This is a genomic window from Hymenobacter swuensis DY53 (assembly GCF_000576555.1).
Classification (GTDB): domain Bacteria; phylum Bacteroidota; class Bacteroidia; order Cytophagales; family Hymenobacteraceae; genus Hymenobacter; species Hymenobacter swuensis.
In genome coordinates this window covers 954,372-975,790 of record NZ_CP007145.1, presented here as the reverse complement: position 1 = coordinate 975,790, position 21,419 = coordinate 954,372, and the positions used below count along the sequence as shown (strand labels likewise).

The window sequence follows — 21,419 nt, the reverse complement described above, 5'->3', positions numbered from 1 at the left end:
GGCTACGGGCCGGCTGCACAAAACCGGGTCTAGTAGCTTTAGCAAAGCTACTAGTTCATTTAGTCAGATGCTAATTAATTTTGCTCACGAATTTTCACGAATTAGGGTTGCCGCAGAATGGTCTGGTATTTAGCCGAGTTGGTTGGGTCCATTTCCGTGAGCAACGTGGTTACCTGAGTTTTCTGCTCCTGACTGGGACTAGTGCGGAATACATCCGAAATTTCGGCGGCTTTCGTGGTGAAAAAGGCCCGGGCCAGCAGTGTGCCAGGCCGCCGTTGCACAGCCTGCTGCACTCCCTGCAGCGCCGTGGCCATACCGGCGCGGGCCTCTTCGGGCTTGGTGATGAAGATATCCATTCCCTGCCGGTAGTAAGCATAAATGGCGCTCCGGAAAGCTTCCAGTTGCGGGTCCTGCAGGTTATTGAGCAGCCAGTACCGGTTGCCGTTGTTGGTGTCCTTCCAGCCTTCATCAGTCTCATTGGTCACGTTCTGGGAGGCGGCATTTACCAGAATCGTGCGGGCGCGGTCGTAGTACGGCGAGCCGCTCAGGGGCGCAAAGCTATCTTGGTCCATCCCAATGATGATGTAGGCATAGAAGGTCAGCAAAGACGACAGATTCCCGACAAACGTGTTCTGCGAGTAGTCAATCGGGTTCTGGGGCGAGTAGTTGAAAATCCAGCCCCGGTCGGCAAAGCTCAGCACGTTGGTTTCGTAACCGGTACCGTACACCGGGCGAGTGCTCAAAATCCGGACGGTGGCTTTGTACGTTCCGTTCTGCGGAATTTCAGTAATGCCCACGAAAACCTTGCACCGAATCTTCTCTTCCGGGCGATACACCTGGTTAGTGAAGGCACGGGTATTCAGGAACGTCTGCATGGCGTTCTTCATATCCTGCACTAGCTGCCGGTCCGATATGGTCACGTTTTCGGTGGTCACCGTTACCTCGGATAACAGCTCCTGCGCCTGTGCCGGAAGCGTGAGCAACAGAGCGGGCAGCAGCAAAAACAACAGCAGAAACTTACGCATGAGGATGGGGCAAACGGGCCAAAACGGCGCGGACAATATCACGAGCCACTTCAGCTTTGGATTTTAGGTCGAAGATAGTCACCTGCCCGTCAGCTTCCAGCAACGTAATCTTGTTGGTATCGTGACGGAAACCAGCCCCGGCGTCGCGCAGGGAGTTCAATACCACGAGGTCAAAATTCTTACGTTGTAGCTTGCCGAGGGCATGGGCCTGCTCGTTCTCCGTTTCCAACGCAAAACCCACGGAAAATTGTCCGGGCCGCTTGGTTTTCCCCAGCTCGGCGGCAATGTCTACGTTCTTCACCAGTTCCAGCACAAGCGTGTCACCGGCCTTCTTGATCTTGTTTTCGGCAACGTGCGCCGGCTTGTAATCAGCCACGGCGGCCGCAAATACCCATACGTCGGTGGCAGCAGCTTCGGCTGCGGCCGCCCGGTACATCTCATCCGCCGTCTGCACCCGCACCGTCCGGATGGTGGGGCTGGTTGGGTCGGGCAGGTTGGTTGGGCCACTGATGAGGACTACCTCCGCGCCTTCCGCCGCAAACGTCTCGGCCAGCGCGTAGCCCATTTTGCCGGTACTGTGGTTGCCGATAAACCGCACCGGGTCCAACGGTTCGTAAGTAGGGCCGGCAGTAATGAGGACGCGCATTTTCAATTAAAAAGGGAAGAATTAAAAATTAAGGGGCAGTTCCGTAGTGCGCTCTTGATATCTTCTTGTGCGGCGTTACTACGGCAATTTCTTGGCGGATTTTACTTTTTAATTCTTCCTTTTTAACTCAAAAAACTGCTCCAACTCCCGCACAATATCCTCCGGTTCCAGCATGCGGCCGGGGCCGCTCAGGCCGCTGGCCAGCTCGCCGGCCGGCGACTCCCACACCGTATTGCCATACTCGCGCAGGCGGCGCAGATTAGCCTGCGTGGCCGGATGCTGATACATATCCAAGTCCATGGCAGGGGCCACGAACACAGGGCAGCGGGCCGAGAGGTACACGGCATCGAGCAACGTGTCGCAGAATCCGTTAGCCAAATGAGCCAGCGTATTGGCCGAGGCCGGAGCTACCACCAGCGCGTCGGCCCAGAGGCCCAGGTGTACATGGTTGTGCCACTCGCCGGCCTGTTCATCTTTCAGGAAGCCCTGCAATACCGGCTGCTTCGATAACGTGGACAGCGTTAGGGGCGTGACGAAAGCAACGGCAGCGGGCGTTAGAATCACCTGCACGTCGGCACCGGCCTTTACCAGTTGCCGTACCAGCAAAGCCGATTTATAGGCAGCAATACTGCCGCATACTCCCAGTAGAATTTTCCGCCCCTGTAGCATAGGGAAAAATACAATAGTGAAGGACGATGCGTGAAAACAGGATCAGTTGAACGCAAAAGCGCCATGCGCAACCCTGCAAAAAGCGTGGTGGGTTGGGCATGGCGTTTTTGCGGTCAGGCAAAACAGCAGGTTAGCCTTTTACTTCTTCTTCGGCCGGCGTACGGAAATGCACCTTGCCCTCCAGGAACTCTTCAATAGCGAGGTTGGTGGGCTTGGGCAGCCGCTCGTAGTGCTTGGAAATTTCAATCTGCTCACGGTTCTCGAACACCTCTTCCAGGTTATCCACGGTGGTAGCAAATTCTGCCAGCTTGCCGTTCAGCTCTTCCTTCAGCTTCACCGAAATCTGGTTAGCGCGCTTCGAGATGATGGCCAGGCTCTCGTACACGTTGCCGGTTTCGTGGGTGAAATCCGACATGTTACGGGTTACAATAGAGGCCGAAACGTTGTTAGGAGTCTTCATATGAGTTTGATGTGCTGATTACTGATGAGGAACTGTGCCAACTTGCAGTGTTAGATGATGGTACTGGTCGTAAATGATTTCTTCACTTAGCCGGTACAACAGCAACTTATACAATCGACAGGTTATTTAGCTGCCGTGGGGTCAGCGGGTTTGAGCTTTGCTACAGCATTGCGGGCCGTATCGTACATCCGCTCCGCTTCCTTGAGGCTTTTGCTTTGCGGGAAAGCATCGATGAAGTTCTGGTAGAACGCAATAGTTTCCAGATACCGTTCCCGCTGCTTTTCCTCCACGCTTTCGGTGGCCAGATCAAACTGGGCATTCAGCTTCAGAAAAGCCGCCTGCTCACCGTACGCCGACGAGGGGTATTGCTGCTGAAAACCGGTGAAAGCCGTTACAGCTGATTGGTAGTAGCGCAAATCGTAGTACAGGCGGGCGCCGTTGAACGCCTTGTTTTCCAGTTTCTTCTGCAACTCCTGCGACATACCTTCGGTTTCGGCGCGGAAGCGGCTCTCGGGAAACCGGTTCAGAAAATCCTGAATTACCTCAATGGCCGAGTACGTGTTGGTCTGGTCAAGCTGAAACTCCGGCGAGTCGCGGAACAGGGATTTGGCCTGCATGAAAGCGGCTTCCTCAGCGTACGTAGAGTTGGGGTAGGTTTCGTAGAACGTCTTGAAGTAGTAGGCGCTCAGGGTATAATTGCGCTGCCGGAAGTTGGTGTTGGCGAAATAAAACTGGGCCTTTTCCGCTTCCGGGCGGCCCTTGAGCAGCGGAATCAGCTCTTCGAGCAGGGTACCAGCCTTAAAGAAGTCGCCTTTATCGTAGTACTGAATGGCAGCTTCGTACTTCTTGTTCACGTCGGTGCTCTTGAGCAGCTTCTGATAGCCGGTGCAGGAGCCGAGCAGCAAGGTGCTCAATAACAGAACAAAGAAGGCAGGACGGAAAGACAGCATAAGGGGCGCAAAGGTAAGAAGAATCGGCGAGGCAAATCAGTTGTTGGCTATCTGTGGCCAGTTGCCGGGGCAGAAACACTATTGCTGGCTCAGCAGGACGTTGTTTCGATATTTCCCGGGAAGCTCAAAACACAGTAGATAGCTGCCTCCGCGCGTTATTTCTTCACTGATTTAGAAGTTGATTTCAATTTAGGAGCCACCGGCTTTTTGCGGGCCGGAGTAGCTTTTTTGGTTGTCGTTTTTTTCGCGGGGGCCGCCTTCTTTTTGGGTTTGGGCAGTGGCGCAAAGTGTTTTCCTAACGTCTGGCGGCGGGTGGGCCGTTCCGTGGGACGCCAGCTGAAATCCTTTAGTCTAGCATCTTCCGGTTTCAACTCGTTCGGCGGGATGAATTGGGCTTCGGGGTTGGTGAGAAAACTGATGGTTTGGAGCTTGCTGTCCTGGAACCGCAGGGCCATGGTGGCCGAGACGCTTTTGTTCACGCCCGACACGGCCGTGTCGCCCTCAAGAGCATAGTAGAGGCTCTCGGCGTTGCCAAGCACATCAATTTTTTTTATGGCCTTCTCCCCGAAGTAAGCCACCATGTTGCGGCCCTTCACTTGGTTGAAGTTGCCCAGCGTGTCCTCCCCAATGCTGAACGCGTGCCCGAACAGCCGCATCTGGTCGATTTTACCGCGCCGCTGCTGGATCTGCATCGAGTCGGCGGTGAGCTGGTTGCCCTTGTTCCAGAGCACCGGGTCGTGGCTGAGGTAGATGATGGAGTCCTGCCGGTCGTAGGTGAGCGAGTCGCAGCGGCCCTGCAGGTCCGAGCGAAAGATGCGCACCTTGCGGTAAGCGTAAATCACGCCAGCCTTGTTCTGGGGCGGACGGCCCTCCACGCTCACCAGCGTATCGGCCGACAGATACAGCGTGTCCTTGTCCGAGATGTTGCGCATTACGGGCTGGCTGCCGTACACCTTGGCCCGGCCTTGGGCCCGCCAGTACCGCCCCACGTCGCCCCGAATCACGAGGTTGTCCTTTTTGCTGGTCATCGACACCCGGCCGGTGGCCACGCCATACTGCCGGGCTTCGTCGTAATACAGCTTGTCGCCGCCCAGCAGGTAGTTGGGCGTTTCGATTTTGGCGTTGCGGGCGAAGTTGGAAATCTTGGTGGCGGTGTTATAGGTGCCGTTTTCGGCGTAGAGGTTGCCCTGCTTGCCCTTGATGCGCGTCGGCCCGAAGAAGTAGGCAATCTTGCTGACGGTGTTATACTGCAGCGTGTCGGTGTCGATGGTATTTTCCTTGGTCACCAGCTTCACGTTGCGCTTGAAGCTGAACACCTTGCTCACCGTGTTGTAATAGCCAAACTGGCTGTCGAGGGTGTTTTCGGGGTCCTGGAGGTGGCCGCCGGTGCTGTAGTAAGCCAAGTTGTTGTTCAGGTCGTAGTCGAGCAGCTGGGTGGTAAGGGTCATGCGCGGGTCGCGCATGGTCACGTTGCCGGTCATGCGGGCCTTGCGGGTGTCGCCGTCGTAAGTGCCCCGGTCGCCGGTAATGGTGATGGTGTCGTTCTGAATGATGCGCACGTTGCTGAAGGCCTCCAGCGCATTCCGCTCGGTGTACTGATAGGCCGAGTCGCAGTAGAGCAGCGTGGTGCCCTGCCGGAAGCTCACGTTGCCAATCAGCTTGCGGATTTCCACCCCGTTGAAATCACCGCCCTGCAATTCGGAGGCAGTCAGCAGCTCAATCCGCTGGCCCTGAACGGGGGCGGGTTGGCTTCCGGGCCGCGCGGCCGGGCGCTGCTGGGCCCACGCCAGGGCCGGCAGGAGCAGCAGCCAAAGAAGAAAAAGAGGCTTCGGGAACGACATTTCGGCGCAAAGGTACAGAAGGGCGGTTGCTAAGCATGGAAGCTACTGGCTGTTGGCTGTTAGCTGTTAGCTTTCGGGGTAAGGAATTACGGTCATTTGCACCTCAATCCGGCTTTTATCAGCCGCATAACGGCTTTCTTTGTGAATTATTAGACAGAACGTTCCTCCCCACGTTCCGCTTCCATAAGTAAGCTAGCAGCCATCAGCTAATAGCCAACAGCCTCTCTACCTCATGCTCGACCGGATTCAAGCCTTCATTCAGGAACACGCCCTCTTCTCCCCCACCGACCAACTGCTGGTAGCCGTCAGCGGTGGCCTCGACTCGGTGGTGCTGGCCGACGTGCTGCACCGGCTGGGTGTGAAATTCGCGGTGGCGCACTGCCACTTCGGGCTGCGGGCCGAGGAAGCCGACGCCGACGAGCAATTCGTGCGCAAGCTGGCCGATAAATATGAGGCCCCGTACTTCGTGGAGTTTTTCCAGACCAAGAAGTTTGCCGAACAGGAAGGCATATCGACGCAGATGGCGGCCCGCGCCCTGCGATATGAGTGGTTTGAGCGGACCAGGGCCAGCCAGGGCTACGCTGCCATTGCCACCGCCCACCACCAGCGCGACACGGCCGAAACGATGCTCCTCAACCTTACCCACGGCACCGGCCTGGCCGGTCTGCACGGCATCCGACCCAAAACCGGCCACCTAGTGCGCCCTTTGCTGGCCGTGAGCAAGCCCGATCTGTATGATTACGTGGTGGAAAACCGCCTCATCTGGCGCGAGGATGCCAGTAACGACTCGCCGGTGTACCAGCGCAACCGCCTGCGCCTGGAGGTACTGCCCGTGCTGCGCGACATCAACCCCTCGCTTGACCACACCATGAGCGTAACGGCCGAGCGGGTGGGCGCGGCCGAGGAAATTGTGCGCCGCTACGTGGAGGAAACCGCCGCCCAGGCCCAGCACCAGGAGCCCGAAGCCACTTACCTCGACATTCGCCTGCTCCAGAAAACGGCCGCCACGGCTTTGGTCCTGCACGAGCTGCTGCGGCCCTTCGGCTTCAGCTACCTCGTCACCAAGGACATTGTGCAGAGCTTCGGGGCCGAGCCTGGCCGCCGCTTCGAGTCGCCGACGCACCAGCTGGTGAAGGACCGCGACCAGCTGGTTATCACCCCACGCAAGCTCCAGAAGTTCGGCACCCACCAGCTGCAGGCCGGGCAGGAAGCCCTCAAAATCGACGGGCTGCACCTGCGCACCGAGCTGCTGGAAGTAACGGAGGGCTACGAGGTGCCGAAGGGTAAGGCCGTGGCGGCCCTGGATGCCGACGTGCTCAAATTCCCGCTCACTGTGCGCCCCTGGCAGGAAGGCGACTGGTTTATGCCCATCGGCATGAAAGGCAAAAAGAAGCTCTCCGATTTCCTCATCGACCAGAAAGTGCCCCTCAACCTCAAAGACAACGTGCAGGTGCTGGTATCAGCCGATGGTAAGATTGCCTGGGTTGTCGGTTTCCGGCCCGATGACCGATTCAAGGTAACGGAGAATACGGAGCGGGTGCTGGTGGTGAAGCGGATGTAGGCAGCGGAGAATGCCAATGGGAAAAGTCTCCGTTTCTATGTCCTACCTCTCGCTTCTATGCCTTAGCTTTACGCGCATCCCATAGTTCACACCCAATTCCATCCACTGATGAAAGTTACCGTAGTTGGAGCCGGCAACGTAGGCGCGACCTGCGCCGATGTACTGGCCACCCGCGAAATTGCCAACGAAATTGTGTTGGTTGACATTAAAGAAGGTTTTGCCGAAGGCAAGGCGCTTGATATCTGGCAGAAGGCTCCCATCATTGGCTACGACTCGCGCACCGTGGGCGTAACCAGCGACTATGCCCGCACCGCTGATTCCGACGTGGTGGTGATTACTTCCGGCCTGCCCCGCAAGCCCGGCATGACCCGCGACGACCTGATTTCGACCAACGCCGGCATCGTGAAATCGGTAACCGAGCAGGTGGTGAAATACTCGCCTAACGCCATCATCATCATCGTGAGCAACCCGCTCGACGTGATGACCTACCAGGCTCACCTAACCTCCGGCCTGCCCCGCGAAAAGGTATTCGGCATGGCCGGTATCCTGGACACGGCCCGCTACCGTGCCTTCCTGGCCGAAGCGCTCAACGTGAGCCCCAAAGACATTCAGGCAGTCCTCATGGGTGGCCACGGCGACACGATGGTGCCCCTGCCTCGCTACACCACCGTGGGCGGCATTCCCGTAACCGAACTGATTGATAAGGCCACTCTCGACGCCATCGTGCAGCGCACGGCGCAGGGCGGCGGCGAGCTGGTGAAGCTCATGGGCACCTCGGCCTGGTACGCGCCCGGCGCGGCTGCCGCCCAGATGGTAGAAGCCATTGTGCGCGACCAGCGCCGCGTATTCCCTGTATGCATCAAGCTGGAAGGTGAGTACGGCATTGATGGCGTGTACCTGGGCGCTCCGGTTATCCTGGGCAAAAACGGCATCGAAAAAGTAATCGAGCTGCAGCTCAACGACGAGGAGAAGGCCCTGCTGGAAACCTCGCGCGGCCACGTAAAAGAAGTAATGGACGCGCTGGACAACATGAGCAAGGCTTCGGCCTAAGCTTCTCCAGCCTCCGATAGAAACCGGCCGTTCTGCGCAAGCAGGGCGGCCTGTTTTTTTGTGACCAAGGGATGCCGGAATGCGTACTTTACGGCCGTAAACCCTTCTATGCACTTCTACTTCACGGATACCAACTCAGAAATCACCGACGCCTGGCATCACGTTTTCGCCGGTGTACCGCAGGTAACCGTCCGGCACGGCTCCATTTTCGAGGTGCCCGCCGATGCGCTGGTGAGTCCGGCCAACAGCTTCGGCTACATGAACGGCGGCATCGACTTCGCCATTTCCAAAACCCTGGGCTGGCACCTAGAAAAAGACCTGCAGCACATCATCCGGGAGAAGTACTACGGGGAGCTGCTGGTGGGACAAGCCGAAATTCTGCCCACCGGCCACGCGCAGTTTCCCTACCTGATTGCGGCCCCTACCATGCGCACACCCATGACCATCACGCGGGGCCCCAATGTGTACCATAGTATGCGAGCATTACTGCTCTTGCTGGAGCACGGCCGCCTGCCCGATGGTCGTTTGGTAAAGGAGGTGGTGCACACGGTAGCCATACCGGGCCTAGGCACGGGCGTGGGACAGGTAAGACCCTTGGTATGCGCCCGCCAGATGCGCCTTGCCTGGGAGGACGTGCAGCACCGGAAACATGCCACCGTGGCTGGTTGGGAGGAAATGTGCGGTAATTACGCCTACTTCTACACCCATAACCACTCCGACATTAGGTACGACATTCCATAAACTACCCGCAGCATGCTCACCGCCCATGATGTACTCGCCCGCATGCATGCCCTGGCCAATCCGGAGCGGGCAGTAGCGGTGGCGCGCTTCTTCAAAACAGGCCCCGGTGAGTACGGCGAAGGAGACCAGTTTCTGGGTCTGACCATGCCACAGCAACGCCTCCTGGCCCGGGAGTTTCAGCAGTTACCGCAACCGGAGATACTACAGCTACTGCATAGCCCCTGGCACGAATGCCGATCGGTGGCGCTGGTTATCTGGACATTGCAGTTCGCTAAAGCTGGAGCTCGCCAGCGGAAAGCCATTTATGCGCAGTACCTGGCCAACCGGCACTTTGTGAACAACTGGGATTTGGTAGACATCACCTGCCCAGGAATTCTGGGGACTTATCTGTTGGATAAAGACCGGGCACCGCTCTACGAGCTGGCGGCTGAAAACCACCTGTGGAGCCAAAGGATGAGCATTGTATCTACGCTGGCTTTCATTCGGAAAGGCCAGTTTCAGGACACGTTTGCCATGGCGGAGCTGCTCCTGTCCCACCGCCACGACCTTATTCATAAAGCTACCGGCTGGATGCTGCGGGAAGTAGGCAAGCGCAACGAAGCAGCCTTGGAAGAATTCCTGACAGACCACCGGGGCCAGCTACCCCGTACCACCCTGCGCTACGCCATTGAGCGGCTGCCGCCTGTCCGGCGACACTGGCACTTAAGCAAGTAAAAAGCCCGCTGCATAGTTTTCAGCGGGCTTTTTACTTGCCCCGAGAGTTGGGTCTGAAGCTTACTTCTGACTGGCCCGGAACAGTTTCTGCTTCTCGTCCTTCGACAGACTTTCGTAGCCGGAGTGCGAAATCTTGTCCAGAATCAGGTCGATTTCATCTTGGCCGGGTTGGGTGGCCGGACCTTTCTTGACAGCCGGTGCGGCGGCTGTAGCGGCGGCACTACGGTGGGTTACGCGCAGGTTAGGCCGCCCCGTCACGAGGCGGACAACCCAATCGCCCACGGCCTGAATGGGGCGGCCCAAGTCGCGGCCAGCCTGGAGCTGCTTCACAAACAGGAAGCCGAGTAGGGCCCCGCCCAGGTGCGCTATGTCGCCCCCGGCATTACCGCCATTCACTCCCGCAATGCTTACCAGCACTACCACCGCCGCAATGTATTTGATGCGTACCGGCCCCAGCAGAATGATGGAGAACGTGTAGTCGGGCAGGAGCGTGGCAGCGGCCAGGATAACAGCCGTAACGCTGCCGGAAGCCCCGTACAGGATGGCCGGCCCTACCCGGAAGGCGGGAATAAAGTTGAACGCCAGTAGGTAAATCAGCGCCCCCGACAGCGCCCCCAGCACGTACAGGCTCACCAGACGCCGGTCACCCAAGTACTCCCGCACCAGCCCGCCAAACCAATACAAGTTAATCAGATTGAACAGGATGTGGAAGAAATTGATGTGAACGAAGCTGTACGTGAGCAGCGTCCAGGGGCGGGTAAGCAGGAGCGTCGGCACCGAAGGCACCGCCAACCAATCCATGAGCAGCAGGTGGGCGTCCCGGTTTTTGGTTAGCACAAACATAACCGTGCGAAACAGCACCAGAAACACGAACACCAGCACATTGATCAGCAGCAGCTGATTCAGGGCATTATCGCGGCGGCTAAAGGCGGTTCGGATATCGTTGGCAATGCTCATTGAGAAGGGCGGGTAGGGAAAACAGACCGGGTGGAAAGGAATCGGGAAGGAATGTCCACAATTTTCGTGCAAGCGGCGTCACCCGGCCCACACCTGACAACCTAGTACAGGCGTTTTCGGTTGCGCTGCCACACCAGCAACACCAGGAAACCAACGAGCATTCCGCCCAGATGGGCAAAGTGCGCCACATTGTCGCCGGGCACGCGGTGAATACCGAAAGCGAATTCGTAGAGCCCGTAGAGTACTACAAAGTACTTGGCCTTGATGGGAATGGGAATCGGAAACACAACCAGCTCAGTATTCGGAAACAGCCAGGCAAAGGCCAGCATAATCCCGAACAGCGCGCCTGAAGCCCCCACCATCGGCCCGTTCAGGCTGCCTTGGTACAGACTATCGAACTGCGCCAGGGTTTGCTGGACTACGTACGTGTTGCCCGGGTTTTTATGCAGCTCGTAGGCCGAGGACTTGTACGTATCTACTAACTGCGGAATGTTCGTTTCCACGAAATCTAGCAGGTTCAGATCCGTGGGGGCAGCACGGAAGGCTTCCAACTGCTGGCCCATGCGGTGCACCTCGTAGGTCCGCAGCCCGTCGTAGAGCACGCCCGCTCCTACCCCGCAAATCAGCCAGAACGTCAGGAACCGCTTGGCGCCCCAGCGTTGCTCCAACAGCGGCCCCAACGACACCAGGCCAATCATATTGGAGAAGATGTGCGCCCCATTGGCATGCATGAACATGTACGTCACGACCTGCCACACGCCAAACGCGGGGGAACCGACCGGATACAGCGCCAGAAAATCAAGCGGCAACAGGTACTTACTCGCAATAAACACCACCACGTTGGCGATGAGCAGATTGCGAACCATGGGGGTAAGCTGGAACATACAAAGCGGGTTGACGCTGAAAAGGTAAGCGGGCAGATTGCCGGCCTGAAGCTACGTAAGCGCGGCTGGAATGGATAAGCCAGGGGCGGTGCCCCCCGGTTGCTGACGTTGTTACGATATGGTTCAAACGGACCGAACAACAACCGACCCGACAGCTTTCAGTTGCTGGACCGGGTACACGTCTTACTTCCGAAACAGCTCCTGCAACTGGCCCAGCTCCAGCATCACGATGGTGCGGCGGCCGTCGGGGGCATAGTTGGGCACGGAGCAGGCAAACAGCTTGTCCACAATAGCCGTCATTTCGCGCTCCGAAAGGCGGGTCCCGGCGGCACTCGTGGCTACCCGACGAGCCAGGACCCGGGCCATCTGCTCGCGGCGGTCCAGCTTCAGGGAGCCAGCGGAGTTACGGAACTGCTCAATGAGGCCTTCCAGCAACTCCTTTTCGTCGCGGGCCGGTACATCGGCCGGAATTCCTTCCACGGCTATGGTATTTTTTCCAAAATCGGTAAACCGGAACCCCAACGCCCGCAGCGGCTCCTCCACCTCCCGCAGGATGGCGAAATCCTGGGGGGTGAACGTGATGGTGCGCGGAAAAAGCAGTGTCTGGGAGGCACTCACCTCGCGCTCCAGATTTTGGGCGTACTGCTCGAACAGAATCCGCTCCCGGGCCGCCACCTGGTCAATGAGCATCATCCCCGATTTCACCGGCACTAACAGAAACTGCTGATGCAGTTGCAGCACCTTATTGCCCGGCCCGGTGCTCGATTCCCGCAAGGGCAGCTCCGGTGAGGCGGTGGCAGCGGTACCTGGCAACACCAGCGGCTGAAATTCCGGCGCGGGCCCGGAGGTGGGTTGCCCGGCCAGCAGATCGAGGCCGGCGGGCAGGTCTTCGTCGGGTAGTAACCCGGCAACGGGCAGTTCCGGGGTCAGCAGGTCGGGCGCAGTAGGTACGGGCACACCCACGGCGGTGGCTTCGTGTTCCACATCGGGGACGCTGATCTGGCTCAGACTCTTGTAAAAGGCTTCCAGTTCGCGCTTGGCCTGCTCGGTGGGGCGGGGCGGCAACTGCCGCTCGTAGGCATCCTGACTGGCCGGGCGGCCGGGGTTACTGGCAGCGGCCCGGGCCGCCGAAGCCAGCGCATCGGGTTGGTAGCTATCATCGAACGGGTTCTTCTCGTTGCCCGAAAGCCGCAGCGGCTGAATGGGCGCGAAGTTTACGTTGCCATCGAAATCCAGCGAGGGGGCCATGTTGTGCAGGCCCAGGCTTTGCTTGGCAGCGGCCCGCACAATGGCGTACACCGTTTTCTCATCCTCAAACTTGATTTCCGTTTTGGTAGGATGCACGTTGATGTCGATGGACTTGGGGTCCAACTCCAGAAACAACACGTAAAACGGGTGGGTGTCTTTGGGCAGCAGGCCCTCGTAGGCCGTCAGCACCGCGTGGTTAAGGTAGGCCGAGCGGATAAAGCGGTTATTCACGAAGAAGAACTGGTCGCCCCTGCTTTTCTTGGCCGATTCCGGCTTGCCGATAAAGCCCCGTACGGCTAAAAACGGGGTTACCTCTTCCACCTGGGCCAGTTGCTCCTTGTACCCGTTGCCCAGCAGGGCCACAATGCGCTGGCTGAGCTTGCCAGCCGGTAGATTAAACACCTCCAGATCATTCTGAAACAGCGAGAAGCCAATTTGCGGGTTGGCCAGCGCCACGTGCTGAAACTCATCCAGGATATGGCGCATTTCCACCGCGTTGCTCTTGAGGAAGTTACGGCGAGCCGGCACGTTAAAGAACAGATTCTTCATGCTAATACTGGTACCATCGGGGCAGGCCACGGGCTGCTGGCTGGTAATCTGGGAGCCTTCCACCAGCAGCAGGGTGCCCGTGTCCTGATCGGGCTGCTTGGTGCGCAGCTCCACCTGGGCTACGGCCGCAATGGAAGCCAGCGCCTCGCCCCGAAACCCCAGGGTACGAATGCGGAACAGGTCCTCGGTCGTGCGGATTTTGCTGGTGGCGTGGCGCTCCAGGCTCATGCGGGCATCGGTGGGGCTCATGCCCTGGCCGTTATCCACCACTTGCACTAGTTGTTTGCCGGCATCTTTCACGATGAGTTGCACCTGGGTGGCCCCGGCATCCACGGCATTTTCCAGCAGTTCCTTCACGGCTGAAGCCGGCCGTTGCACCACCTCGCCGGCGGCAATCTGGTTAGCCAGGTATTCAGGAAGAAGTTGAATGATATCGGCCATAGACAAGCTAAAAACGGAAGAAAAATAAAGGTAGCCAGCAATAGGTTTCGGCGAGCTATCCGCCTGATAACAACCGGGCTCGGGAATTTATCCGTAAGTTTGCGGCCAACTTTTGTGTGTACCAGAGGAGACATATTCTCTGGTTCCTGCGTTGGAAGGTGAGGCAGGCAGGGATTCAAAGGCCATCAACAACGGCCCCTAACCCGGCTGACGAGCCTACCCGGCACCCTTTTTGGAGGGGCAAAAGTAGAGCTTTTCGGCTCGCCTTCTATTTCTCAATCACCCCTCAGCACGAACCACCGGAGCAGATGCTCAAAGACTTTCGGATTGGCCTCTTCCTGTTAGTACTGGCCTTTGCAGGCCTGCTCGTTTCCTCCTCGGCACCGCGTGAAGATGGGGCTCGCCCGATGTCGGCCGCCGAGCAGAACTGGGTGGACAGCGTATTCAGCTCCCTTACCCCCGATCAGCGCCTGGGCCAGCTGTTTATGGTGGCCGCCTATTCCAATAAGGATAAGCGCCACGCGCAGGCCATTGAAGGACTGGTTCGTACGCAGGGAATTGGGGGATTGATGTTCCTGCAGGGTGGCCCCCGCCGCCAGGCCAACCTCACCAACCGCTACCAGGCCGCCGCCAAAGTACCGCTGCTGGTGGCCATGGATGCCGAATGGGGTCTGGATATGCGCCTCGACTCCAGCATGCATTTCGCTAAGGGCATGACCCTGGGCGCTATGGATGACGACCAGTACGTGTACCAGATGGGCCGCGAAATTGCCCTCAAGATGAAGACGCTGGGCGTGCACGTGAGCTTTTCGCCGGTGCTCGACGTGAACTCCAACCCCGATAACCCGGTTATCGGCAACCGCTCGTTCGGCGAAAATAAGGAGCAGGTAGCCACCCGGGGCATCCGCTACATTCGGGGTTTGCAGGACCACGGCGTAATGGCCGTAGTGAAGCACTTCCCCGGCCATGGCGACACCGATGTGGACTCGCACGTAGCTCTACCGGTTATCAACTCCGATATGGGGCGCCTGACCAACGTGGACCTATATCCTTTCCAGAAGTCGATTGAGGAAGGCGTGATGGGCGTGATGGTGGGCCACCTCTACATGCCCTTGTTCGATACGGTGCGGACCTTGTCGGCCACGGTGTCGAAAAACCTGGTGACCGGGCTGCTGAAGGAAAAGATGAACTACCGGGGCCTCGTGTTTACCGATGCCCTGAACATGAAGAGCGTTTCGAGCCTGTACAAGGCCGGAGAGCTGGACGCGCTGGCCCTGGCCGCCGGCAACGACGTGCTGCTGTTCTCAGAGGACGTACCGATGGCCCTCACGAAAATCAAGGAGGCCATTACCGCCGGCACCATCGACCAGGCCGACGTGGACCAGCGGGTGCGCAAGATTCTGCGGGCCAAGTTCTGGGCCGGCCTCAACAAGTACCGCCCCATTGATGTGCCCAACCTGATGCAGAACCTGAACCGGCCGTTGAGCCGCATGGTGCAGCAGGAAATCTATGAGCACGCCACCACAGTGGTCAAAAACGAGGACGATATCCTGCCCTTCCACCGCCTCGATACCTTACGGATTGCCGCCGTTACCATCGGTTCCGATGCGCCTACTTACAAGGAAATTATGGGCAAGTATCAGGGCGGACCGGTATTCAGCGTGCCCAACCGCTACGCCCCCGATTCTACTTTTACCCGCATCAGCAGCCGGCTCGCGCCCTACAACGTGGTGGTGGTGAGCCTGCACAATATGAACAACACGCCCACCCACAGCTACGGCATTGGGGAGGCCACCCTGAAATTCCTGAAAGAGCTGCGCGCCAATCCCAACCTCAAAACGGTGGTGGTCACCTTCGGCAACGCCTACTCGCTGAAGTACTTGGAGGAAAACCGCAACTTGGTGTGCGGCTACGAGGACAATTACCCAGCCCAACTGGTGGTGCCGCAGGTGCTGTTTGGAGCGTTGCCGGCCAGGGGCCGTCTGCCCGTTACGGTATCTGAGAACCTGAAAGCCGGTACCGGCCTGCCCACACCCGACTTCAAGCGCCTGCGCTACGGCACTCCGGAAGAAGCCGGTCTGGATTCGCGCATTCTGGCCCAGATTGACAACGTGGCGCTGGAAGCCGTGGCTTATGCCGCCGCCCCCGGCTGCCAGGTACTGGTGGCCAAGGATGGCATGGTGGTGTTCGATAAAAGTTACGGCTACGCTACGTACGACAAGCAGCAACCCGTTAACAATACTACCCTTTACGATCTTGCTTCGGTAACCAAAGTAGCCGGCACCTTGCAGGCCATCATGTACCTCAAGGACCAGGGCAAGCTCAACCTCGATGACAAAGTAGCTGTTTATCTGCCCGAGCTGAAAGGCACCAACAAGAAGGATATGACGGTGCGCGACGTGCTCATGCACCAGGCCGGCCTTAAGCCGGGCATTCCCACCTGGGAGAAAACTATCACCAAAACCGGCCCCAAGCCCACCTTCTACGCCAGCACCGAATCGGCCGATTTTTCTCGCGAGGTAACCCCCGACCTATACAGCCTGCGCACCTCCGAAGACTCTGTCTGGACCTGGGTGCAGCGCTCCGGCCTGCTGCCCAAAGTAAAGGGCAAGTACCCGGTGGAGTACTCCGATTTGAGCTTCATGATTCTGAAGCGGGTGGCCGAAAAAGTACTGAAGCAGCCTATCGACGAGTTTCTGCAGAAGAACTTTTTCCAGCCGCTGGGCCTGGGCACGATGACGTACAACCCGCTCAGCAAATTTCCCAAGTCGTGCATTGCACCCACCGAGAATGACACGTACTTCCGCCGGACTCAGCTGCAGGGCACCGTGCACGATCAGACGGCGGCTATGATTGGCGGCGTGGGTGGCCACGCGGGCCTATTCTCCAATGCTAACGACCTGGCCGTGCTCATGCAGATGAACCTGCAGAACGGCCGCTACGGTGGGCAGCGCTACTTCCAGACGCCCGTCGTAACGGAGTTTGCCCGCAACACCGAGGCCGGCAACCGGCGCGGCCTGGGCTGGGACCGGGGCGACCCGACTAAGCCCGAAGGCCCCACCAGCAACCTCTCCCCGGCCAGTACCTTCGGCCACACCGGCTTCACGGGCACCTGCGTGTGGATGGACCCCGAAAACAAAATCCTCTACATCTTTCTTTCTAACCGCGTGTATCCCGACGCTGGCAACAAGAAGCTGGTGCAGTACAACATCCGCACACGCATCCACGACGTTATCTATAAGTCGCTGCAGAAGACCTAGCGCTTCTGCTGTGGTAGCAACTCAATGTGGAGATACATGAGGGCACCAATCTTTACTTGGTCGGTCATCACAGACTTATAGTTTTCAGCCTGAATTGTTAGTTGCCTGTTAGCCGATTTATACGGCCCTGCGCTTCCGACCCAGCCTAGGCGAAAAAAGCCTTTGTCATCAGTAGCGGCCATTTTTACATCGCATGATTTAGGCTGGAAGTCGCCGAATCGAAGTTGAATAACCGCACCGGAAATCGGTTTGTGCGTAATGCGGTCCACGATTCGGCCGTTCACCCATGAAGCGGTTGTATCAAAATACGCTACAAGCACAGAATGAAACGCGGCACCATTGTGCCGATATGTTTCTATGTCATAATTAGGCGGAGCACAAGTCGCACAGGTTTCAATACCTATTTCGCGGGCAACATCAACATCGAACCATCCTTGCTGCGCCTGAGCAATAGACTGTACGCCCATCAATCCAACTACTATCAAAAAGCATCTAAGCACGGGTATCATTCTGATAGTTTGTTGGTTGACGAATACAGATGAAGTCATAAAACAAAACTACCCATTCGCGGCTTTACACCGGACAAATACCGCTGACAAGCGGCCACATCTACAAGTCGCTGCAGAAGACATGACCTGTTGTCCGGCTTTTCCGTTTCTTTGATTCCGCAATCGGCGGTAGGGCGTTCCTTGGAGCGACTTGCCGCCGATTTTGTCGTCCTTCTCGTCTGAAGCTTCCTGCTTCCCTCCTCTCATCTTCCTCTCGGGTCCGTTTGCTCCGCCGAATGGCACCTCAGCCTAAGCTACCGCTCTCATGAACATCGGCATTGTCTGTTACCCTACTTTCGGCGGCTCCGGCGTGGTGGCCACTGAGTTGGGCAAAGCCCTGGCCCAGCGCGGCCACCGCGTGCATTTTATCACCTACAGCCAGCCGGTGCGTCTCGATTTCTTTAACGAGAACCTGTTCTACCACGAGGTCTACATTCCGCCCTACCCGCTGTTCCAGTTCCCGCCCTACGAGCTGGCCCTGGCCTCCAAAATGGTGGACATTGTGCAGAATGAGAAGCTGGACGTGCTGCACGTGCACTACGCCATTCCGCACGCCTCGGCGGCCTACATGGCCAAGCAGATTCTGCTCACTCGCGGCATTCGCATTCCAGTCGTCACCACCCTGCACGGCACCGATATTACCCTGGTGGGCAAAGATGCCAGCTACGAGCCGGTGGTCACGTTCAGCATCAACCAGTCGGACGGGGTAACGGCCGTTTCGGCTGACCTGCGCAAGGAAACCTACGAGTACTTCGCCATTGAGAAGGACATTGAGGTGATTCCGAACTTCATCAACCTGCTGCGTTTTCAGAAGCAGGACAAAGCCCATTTCAAGGCCGCCATTGCACCGAATGGGGAGAAGCTGCTGGTACACACCAGCAACTTCCGCTCGGTGAAACGGGTGGAAGACGTGGTACAGATCTTTGCCGGGGTACGCAAGCAGATTCCCGCCAAGCTCCTGCTCGTCGGTGACGGTCCCGACCGGCCGCGCATCGAGAAGCTCTGCCGCGAAATAGGGTATTGCGACGATATCCGGTTTCTGGGTAAGCTGGAGGCCGTGGAGGAAGTCCTCAGCATTGCCGATCTGTTCCTGATGCCCTCCGAAAAGGAAAGCTTTGGGCTGGCCGCACTGGAAGCTATGGCCTGCGAGGTGCCCGTAGTCAGCACCAACGCCGGCGGTATCCCGGAGTTGAACGAGCACGGTATCACCGGCATGACCAGCGAAATCGGTGACGTGCCCGACATGGTAAAAAATGCCCTGTTTGTGCTGGAAGATGAGAACCTGCCCCGCTTTAAAGCCGCTGCCCGCGCCCACGCCGAAACCTTCGCCGTGGAGAATATCGTCCCGCTCTATGAAGCCTGCTACCAGCGCGCCATTGCGGCAGCTCTGGTAACGGCGTAGGGGAGAAGAGAAACCTGGTCATTACGAGCCGGAGGCGAAGCACCCAGAGGACAGCGCATCTAATCCGTCCTACAGGCAATGCAAAGCTCCGTCCTATGCAAAAGCCCCTGGCGCCAGCACGGACGTCAGGGGCTTTTGCCTTTCAAGGCTTGCCTCTCGTGGAGGACAGCTTGCGGCAGACTGCTCGCAATGACAGTTACTTAGAACATCGCCACCGCCTCGCGTTTTACGGCCTGCAGTGCGGCGGCCGTAGGATCGGGCTCGTCGGTCATGAGGCGTTCCAGCACCCGGCGGGCCAGCTCCGGTCCCCGGGCTTCCTGGGGGTTGGGCAAGCTGCGGAACTGGGTGCTGATAAGGTTGACTACCGTTTCCTGCGCCTGTTTCACTGCCGCCCAGGTTTCGGGCTGCATGTAGAGCTGCTGGCTCAGGTTGTGTTCCACCTCGGCCCTGATTTCCTGCAGTAGCAAGCGGTGGTAGTCGGCGGCGGGCAGGCCGGCGCTGTTTACGCGCACCAGCAGGTTGTTGGGGCTGATGCGCTCCAGCAGCAGCGTCACGCGTTCCAGTGCCTGCAGCCGCAGCGGCAAAGTAGTTTTGCTGGCTTCTAGGCGCATCTCAATGAGGCGGCGCTGCTGCTCCCGCTCCAGAAACTGCTGAAACAGGTAATAGATAGCCCCGGCCACAATGAGTGCCGGCAGAATAATTTTGAGCAGGTCGAAGATATACGCAGTTGAATCCATGGAAGAAAAAGAAGTGGCGAAACGCCGGCGAGAAGCAGTACCGGAGCAAAGATAGGCCGTGAACCGGAGGCCCCAAGGTGTTGTTATACGACCAAACGCAGCAGACGCTCGGCGTAGTACGGCAATGGCTTTCCCGCTAACCGCCTGCTACTGCCAACCGCTTCGTATCTTTGTCGCCTTACTTTCCTAAACACGAACTCACTATGGCAACGGCCGTCTCCACGAAACTTGCTCCCATCAGCCTCACTTCCCGCGCGCTGGACGAGGTACGGAATATTCTGGTTGAGAAAAACGTCCCCGGCGAATACGGCCTGCGCGTTGGCGTGCAGGGCGGCGGCTGCTCGGGCATGAGCTACCTGCTGGGTTTCGACAAGCCCAAAGATCAGGACGAAACCTTCGATCTGGATGGCGTACTGCTCATCATGGATAAGAAACACGCCATGTACGTGCTGGGCATGGAAGTTGACTTCCAGGACGGCCTCAACGCCCGGGGCTTCGTTTTCAACAACCCCCAGGCGAAAAGCACCTGTGGCTGCGGCTCGTCATTCTCGTCGTAAGCAGTACCAATTTCACAACACACAAAAAAGCTCTGACTTTACAGTCAGAGCTTTTTTGTGTGCTCTTGCCAAGCCTTTTCTAATCGATGCTTTGGCTGATCAACAGTGACCCAAGTGGCTATATCTATTTCCCCAGGATAGTCCACTGATTCACGATATGGGTTTTCTGCCAAGATATAATGGAAATAGAACTGCTCGCCGGCATACAGTTGCGGTATTTGGGTGCGCACTCCCCGTTTATCGGGACTAAGCTTGGCTAATTCAATAGTAGGACTAGTCAGTAGTGAAATCAAGCGGGATGGCATCCCGTCTTCCGCATACGCTCGTTGTGCCATTGCTTCCTCATCCTCCGTACCTAGGTGAAGCTGCCTGATACCATTCTTAAATTCTGCGGTAAACAGCCGCTGTCCTGTACCAACCTCCCCGATAAGGTCAGTTTCAGGTTGTAATTCTATGCTGAAGGTTAGCTGCTCTTCACTTGCGTTGTGCTTATTGACATAAAACAGCCACGCTGTTGCTGCCTCTACTCTGTCAGAGGATAGCCACTCCTGCGGAAGAGGCATTTGCCTGATCATTACAGTATGCCCTGCTGTTCTGACTTCTGCTCCTCCATTTTCGATGGCGAACAGCCTGTTGGTGGAGTTCAGTCGTAAATCGAACCGCCCCAAGTGTGAGAGGTAGAATCCGAGCAATGTATCACTGGGGTTATCTATCATCGTTTGCTGATAAATGGTGGCTCTGATGAAAAAGCCCCTTACCTTGCAGTCGGGGGCTTTTTCTGTTTTCAGCATTTTCTTCAGGCTGGCCCGTTGAGCAGGGCCAGCACGGCGGCCGGATCTTCTACCTCAATGATGAGCTGGTCGTACTCGTCGTGCTCCAGATCAATGATGACGGCCTGCTCGGCGTTGTGCACGTCCCAGAAAATGCGTTTGTCTTCGTGCAGAAACGTGCCGGCGGCCAGCAGGCCGGGAATGTGGGTGCCGGGCATGCGCCAGCCCTTCCACCAGCCTTTCAGCACCTCGGCATCCTGCCGGGCCCCGGTAATGTGGCGGCGCGGAATCTGTAACTGACTTTTGAAGGCCCAGAGCTTATGCAGGCCTTTAACGTGGAAATGCACGTCGTCGCCTTGAATTGCTACATCAACCATAACAGATGAGAAAAGGAGAAATGAAAAATGCG

General features: G+C 57.6%; 20 protein-coding genes. 7 read left to right on the top strand and 13 right to left on the bottom strand.

Features of this window, described 5'->3' with window-relative positions; genetic code table 11:
* Positions 1 to 101 precede the first annotated feature (101 nt).
* The 6 genes from porD to HSW_RS05640 form a co-directional block, all read right to left on the bottom strand.
* Positions 102 to 1,025 carry a type IX secretion system protein PorD gene (gene porD / locus HSW_RS05665; protein ID WP_044001178.1) on the bottom strand — a complete coding sequence of 308 codons (924 nt, stop codon included), beginning with the start codon at positions 1,023 to 1,025 and terminating at the stop codon, positions 102 to 104.
* Positions 1,018 to 1,671, bottom strand: a complete 654-nt coding sequence (locus tag HSW_RS25165) for a phosphopantothenoylcysteine decarboxylase domain-containing protein (protein WP_044001177.1) — start codon at positions 1,669 to 1,671, stop codon at positions 1,018 to 1,020. The genes porD and HSW_RS25165 overlap by 8 nt, the downstream gene beginning before the upstream one ends.
* A gap of 108 nt (positions 1,672 to 1,779) precedes the next feature.
* A complete protein-coding gene (locus HSW_RS25160; protein WP_044001176.1) occupies positions 1,780 to 2,340 on the bottom strand; it encodes a flavoprotein in 561 nt (186 codons plus the stop codon).
* Between the two features lie 130 nt (positions 2,341 to 2,470).
* Entirely contained in the window at positions 2,471 to 2,800 is a 330-nt protein-coding gene (locus HSW_RS05650; protein ID WP_044001175.1) for a DNA-directed RNA polymerase subunit omega, read from the bottom strand.
* A gap of 122 nt (positions 2,801 to 2,922) precedes the next feature.
* Positions 2,923 to 3,750, bottom strand: coding sequence for an outer membrane protein assembly factor BamD (locus HSW_RS05645; RefSeq protein ID WP_044001173.1), 828 nt, complete (start codon positions 3,748 to 3,750; stop codon positions 2,923 to 2,925).
* Positions 3,751 to 3,905: 155 nt separating this feature from the next.
* Positions 3,906 to 5,591 carry an OstA-like protein gene (locus tag HSW_RS05640; RefSeq protein WP_052346147.1) on the bottom strand — a complete coding sequence of 562 codons (1,686 nt, stop codon included), beginning with the start codon at positions 5,589 to 5,591 and terminating at the stop codon, positions 3,906 to 3,908.
* A gap of 232 nt (positions 5,592 to 5,823) precedes the next feature.
* Between HSW_RS05640 and tilS the strand changes: the two genes are divergently transcribed.
* The 4 genes from tilS (at position 5,824) to HSW_RS05620 (ending at position 9,657) form a co-directional block, all read left to right on the top strand.
* Positions 5,824 to 7,152: a tRNA lysidine(34) synthetase TilS gene (gene tilS, locus HSW_RS05635; protein WP_044001172.1), complete on the top strand. Its 1,329-nt coding sequence runs from the start codon at positions 5,824 to 5,826 to the stop codon at positions 7,150 to 7,152.
* A gap of 108 nt (positions 7,153 to 7,260) precedes the next feature.
* Positions 7,261 to 8,202: a malate dehydrogenase gene (gene mdh, locus HSW_RS05630; RefSeq protein WP_044001171.1), complete on the top strand. Its 942-nt coding sequence runs from the start codon at positions 7,261 to 7,263 to the stop codon at positions 8,200 to 8,202.
* A gap of 108 nt (positions 8,203 to 8,310) precedes the next feature.
* Entirely contained in the window at positions 8,311 to 8,943 is a 633-nt protein-coding gene (locus HSW_RS05625) for a macro domain-containing protein (RefSeq protein WP_044001169.1), read from the top strand.
* Between the two features lie 12 nt (positions 8,944 to 8,955).
* Entirely contained in the window at positions 8,956 to 9,657 is a 702-nt protein-coding gene (locus tag HSW_RS05620) for a DNA alkylation repair protein (protein WP_044001168.1), read from the top strand.
* A gap of 60 nt (positions 9,658 to 9,717) precedes the next feature.
* Here HSW_RS05620 and HSW_RS05615 read toward each other — a convergent pair whose 3' ends face one another.
* The 3 genes from HSW_RS05615 to mutL form a co-directional block, all read right to left on the bottom strand.
* Positions 9,718 to 10,614 carry a rhomboid family intramembrane serine protease gene (locus HSW_RS05615; RefSeq protein ID WP_044001167.1) on the bottom strand — a complete coding sequence of 299 codons (897 nt, stop codon included), beginning with the start codon at positions 10,612 to 10,614 and terminating at the stop codon, positions 9,718 to 9,720.
* Positions 10,615 to 10,715: 101 nt separating this feature from the next.
* The gene (locus HSW_RS05610) at positions 10,716 to 11,498 is read right to left on the bottom strand and encodes a rhomboid family intramembrane serine protease (protein WP_044001166.1); all 783 of its coding nucleotides are present in this window, start codon (positions 11,496 to 11,498) and stop codon (positions 10,716 to 10,718) included.
* Positions 11,499 to 11,681: 183 nt separating this feature from the next.
* Positions 11,682 to 13,736 (bottom strand): DNA mismatch repair endonuclease MutL, encoded by a 2,055-nt coding sequence (gene mutL, locus HSW_RS05605; RefSeq protein ID WP_044001165.1) that lies wholly within the window; start codon positions 13,734 to 13,736, stop codon positions 11,682 to 11,684.
* 308 nt (positions 13,737 to 14,044) lie between these two features.
* On the opposite strand from mutL, the gene HSW_RS05600 reads away from it, so the two are divergent.
* Positions 14,045 to 16,996, top strand: coding sequence for a glycoside hydrolase family 3 N-terminal domain-containing protein (locus tag HSW_RS05600; protein ID WP_044001164.1), 2,952 nt, complete (start codon positions 14,045 to 14,047; stop codon positions 16,994 to 16,996).
* Here HSW_RS05600 and HSW_RS05595 read toward each other — a convergent pair.
* Positions 16,993 to 17,544 carry a hypothetical protein gene (locus tag HSW_RS05595; protein WP_155832838.1) on the bottom strand — a complete coding sequence of 184 codons (552 nt, stop codon included), beginning with the start codon at positions 17,542 to 17,544 and terminating at the stop codon, positions 16,993 to 16,995. The two genes, HSW_RS05600 and HSW_RS05595, sit on opposite strands and share 4 nt — an antisense overlap.
* Before the next feature lie 265 nt (positions 17,545 to 17,809).
* On the opposite strand from HSW_RS05595, the gene bshA reads away from it, so the two are divergent.
* On the top strand, positions 17,810 to 18,946 hold the full coding sequence (gene bshA, locus HSW_RS05590; RefSeq protein WP_044001162.1) for an N-acetyl-alpha-D-glucosaminyl L-malate synthase BshA: 1,137 nt from the start codon (positions 17,810 to 17,812) through the stop codon (positions 18,944 to 18,946).
* Positions 18,947 to 19,146: 200 nt separating this feature from the next.
* Here bshA and HSW_RS05585 read toward each other — a convergent pair whose 3' ends face one another.
* Positions 19,147 to 19,683 carry a DUF7935 family protein gene (locus HSW_RS05585; RefSeq protein WP_044001161.1) on the bottom strand — a complete coding sequence of 179 codons (537 nt, stop codon included), beginning with the start codon at positions 19,681 to 19,683 and terminating at the stop codon, positions 19,147 to 19,149.
* Positions 19,684 to 19,886: 203 nt separating this feature from the next.
* Here HSW_RS05585 and HSW_RS05580 point away from each other — a divergent pair, with 203 nt between their 5' ends.
* Complete coding sequence (locus tag HSW_RS05580; RefSeq protein ID WP_044001160.1) at positions 19,887 to 20,240, top strand: HesB/IscA family protein; 354 nt, start codon at positions 19,887 to 19,889, stop codon at positions 20,238 to 20,240.
* Between the two features lie 44 nt (positions 20,241 to 20,284).
* On the opposite strand, the gene HSW_RS05575 is transcribed toward HSW_RS05580, so the two are convergent.
* Positions 20,285 to 21,031: a hypothetical protein gene (locus tag HSW_RS05575; protein WP_155832837.1), complete on the bottom strand. Its 747-nt coding sequence runs from the start codon at positions 21,029 to 21,031 to the stop codon at positions 20,285 to 20,287.
* Positions 21,032 to 21,036: 5 nt separating this feature from the next.
* Positions 21,037 to 21,387, bottom strand: a complete 351-nt coding sequence (locus tag HSW_RS05570; RefSeq protein WP_044001158.1) for a hypothetical protein — start codon at positions 21,385 to 21,387, stop codon at positions 21,037 to 21,039.
* Positions 21,388 to 21,419 lie beyond the last annotated feature (32 nt).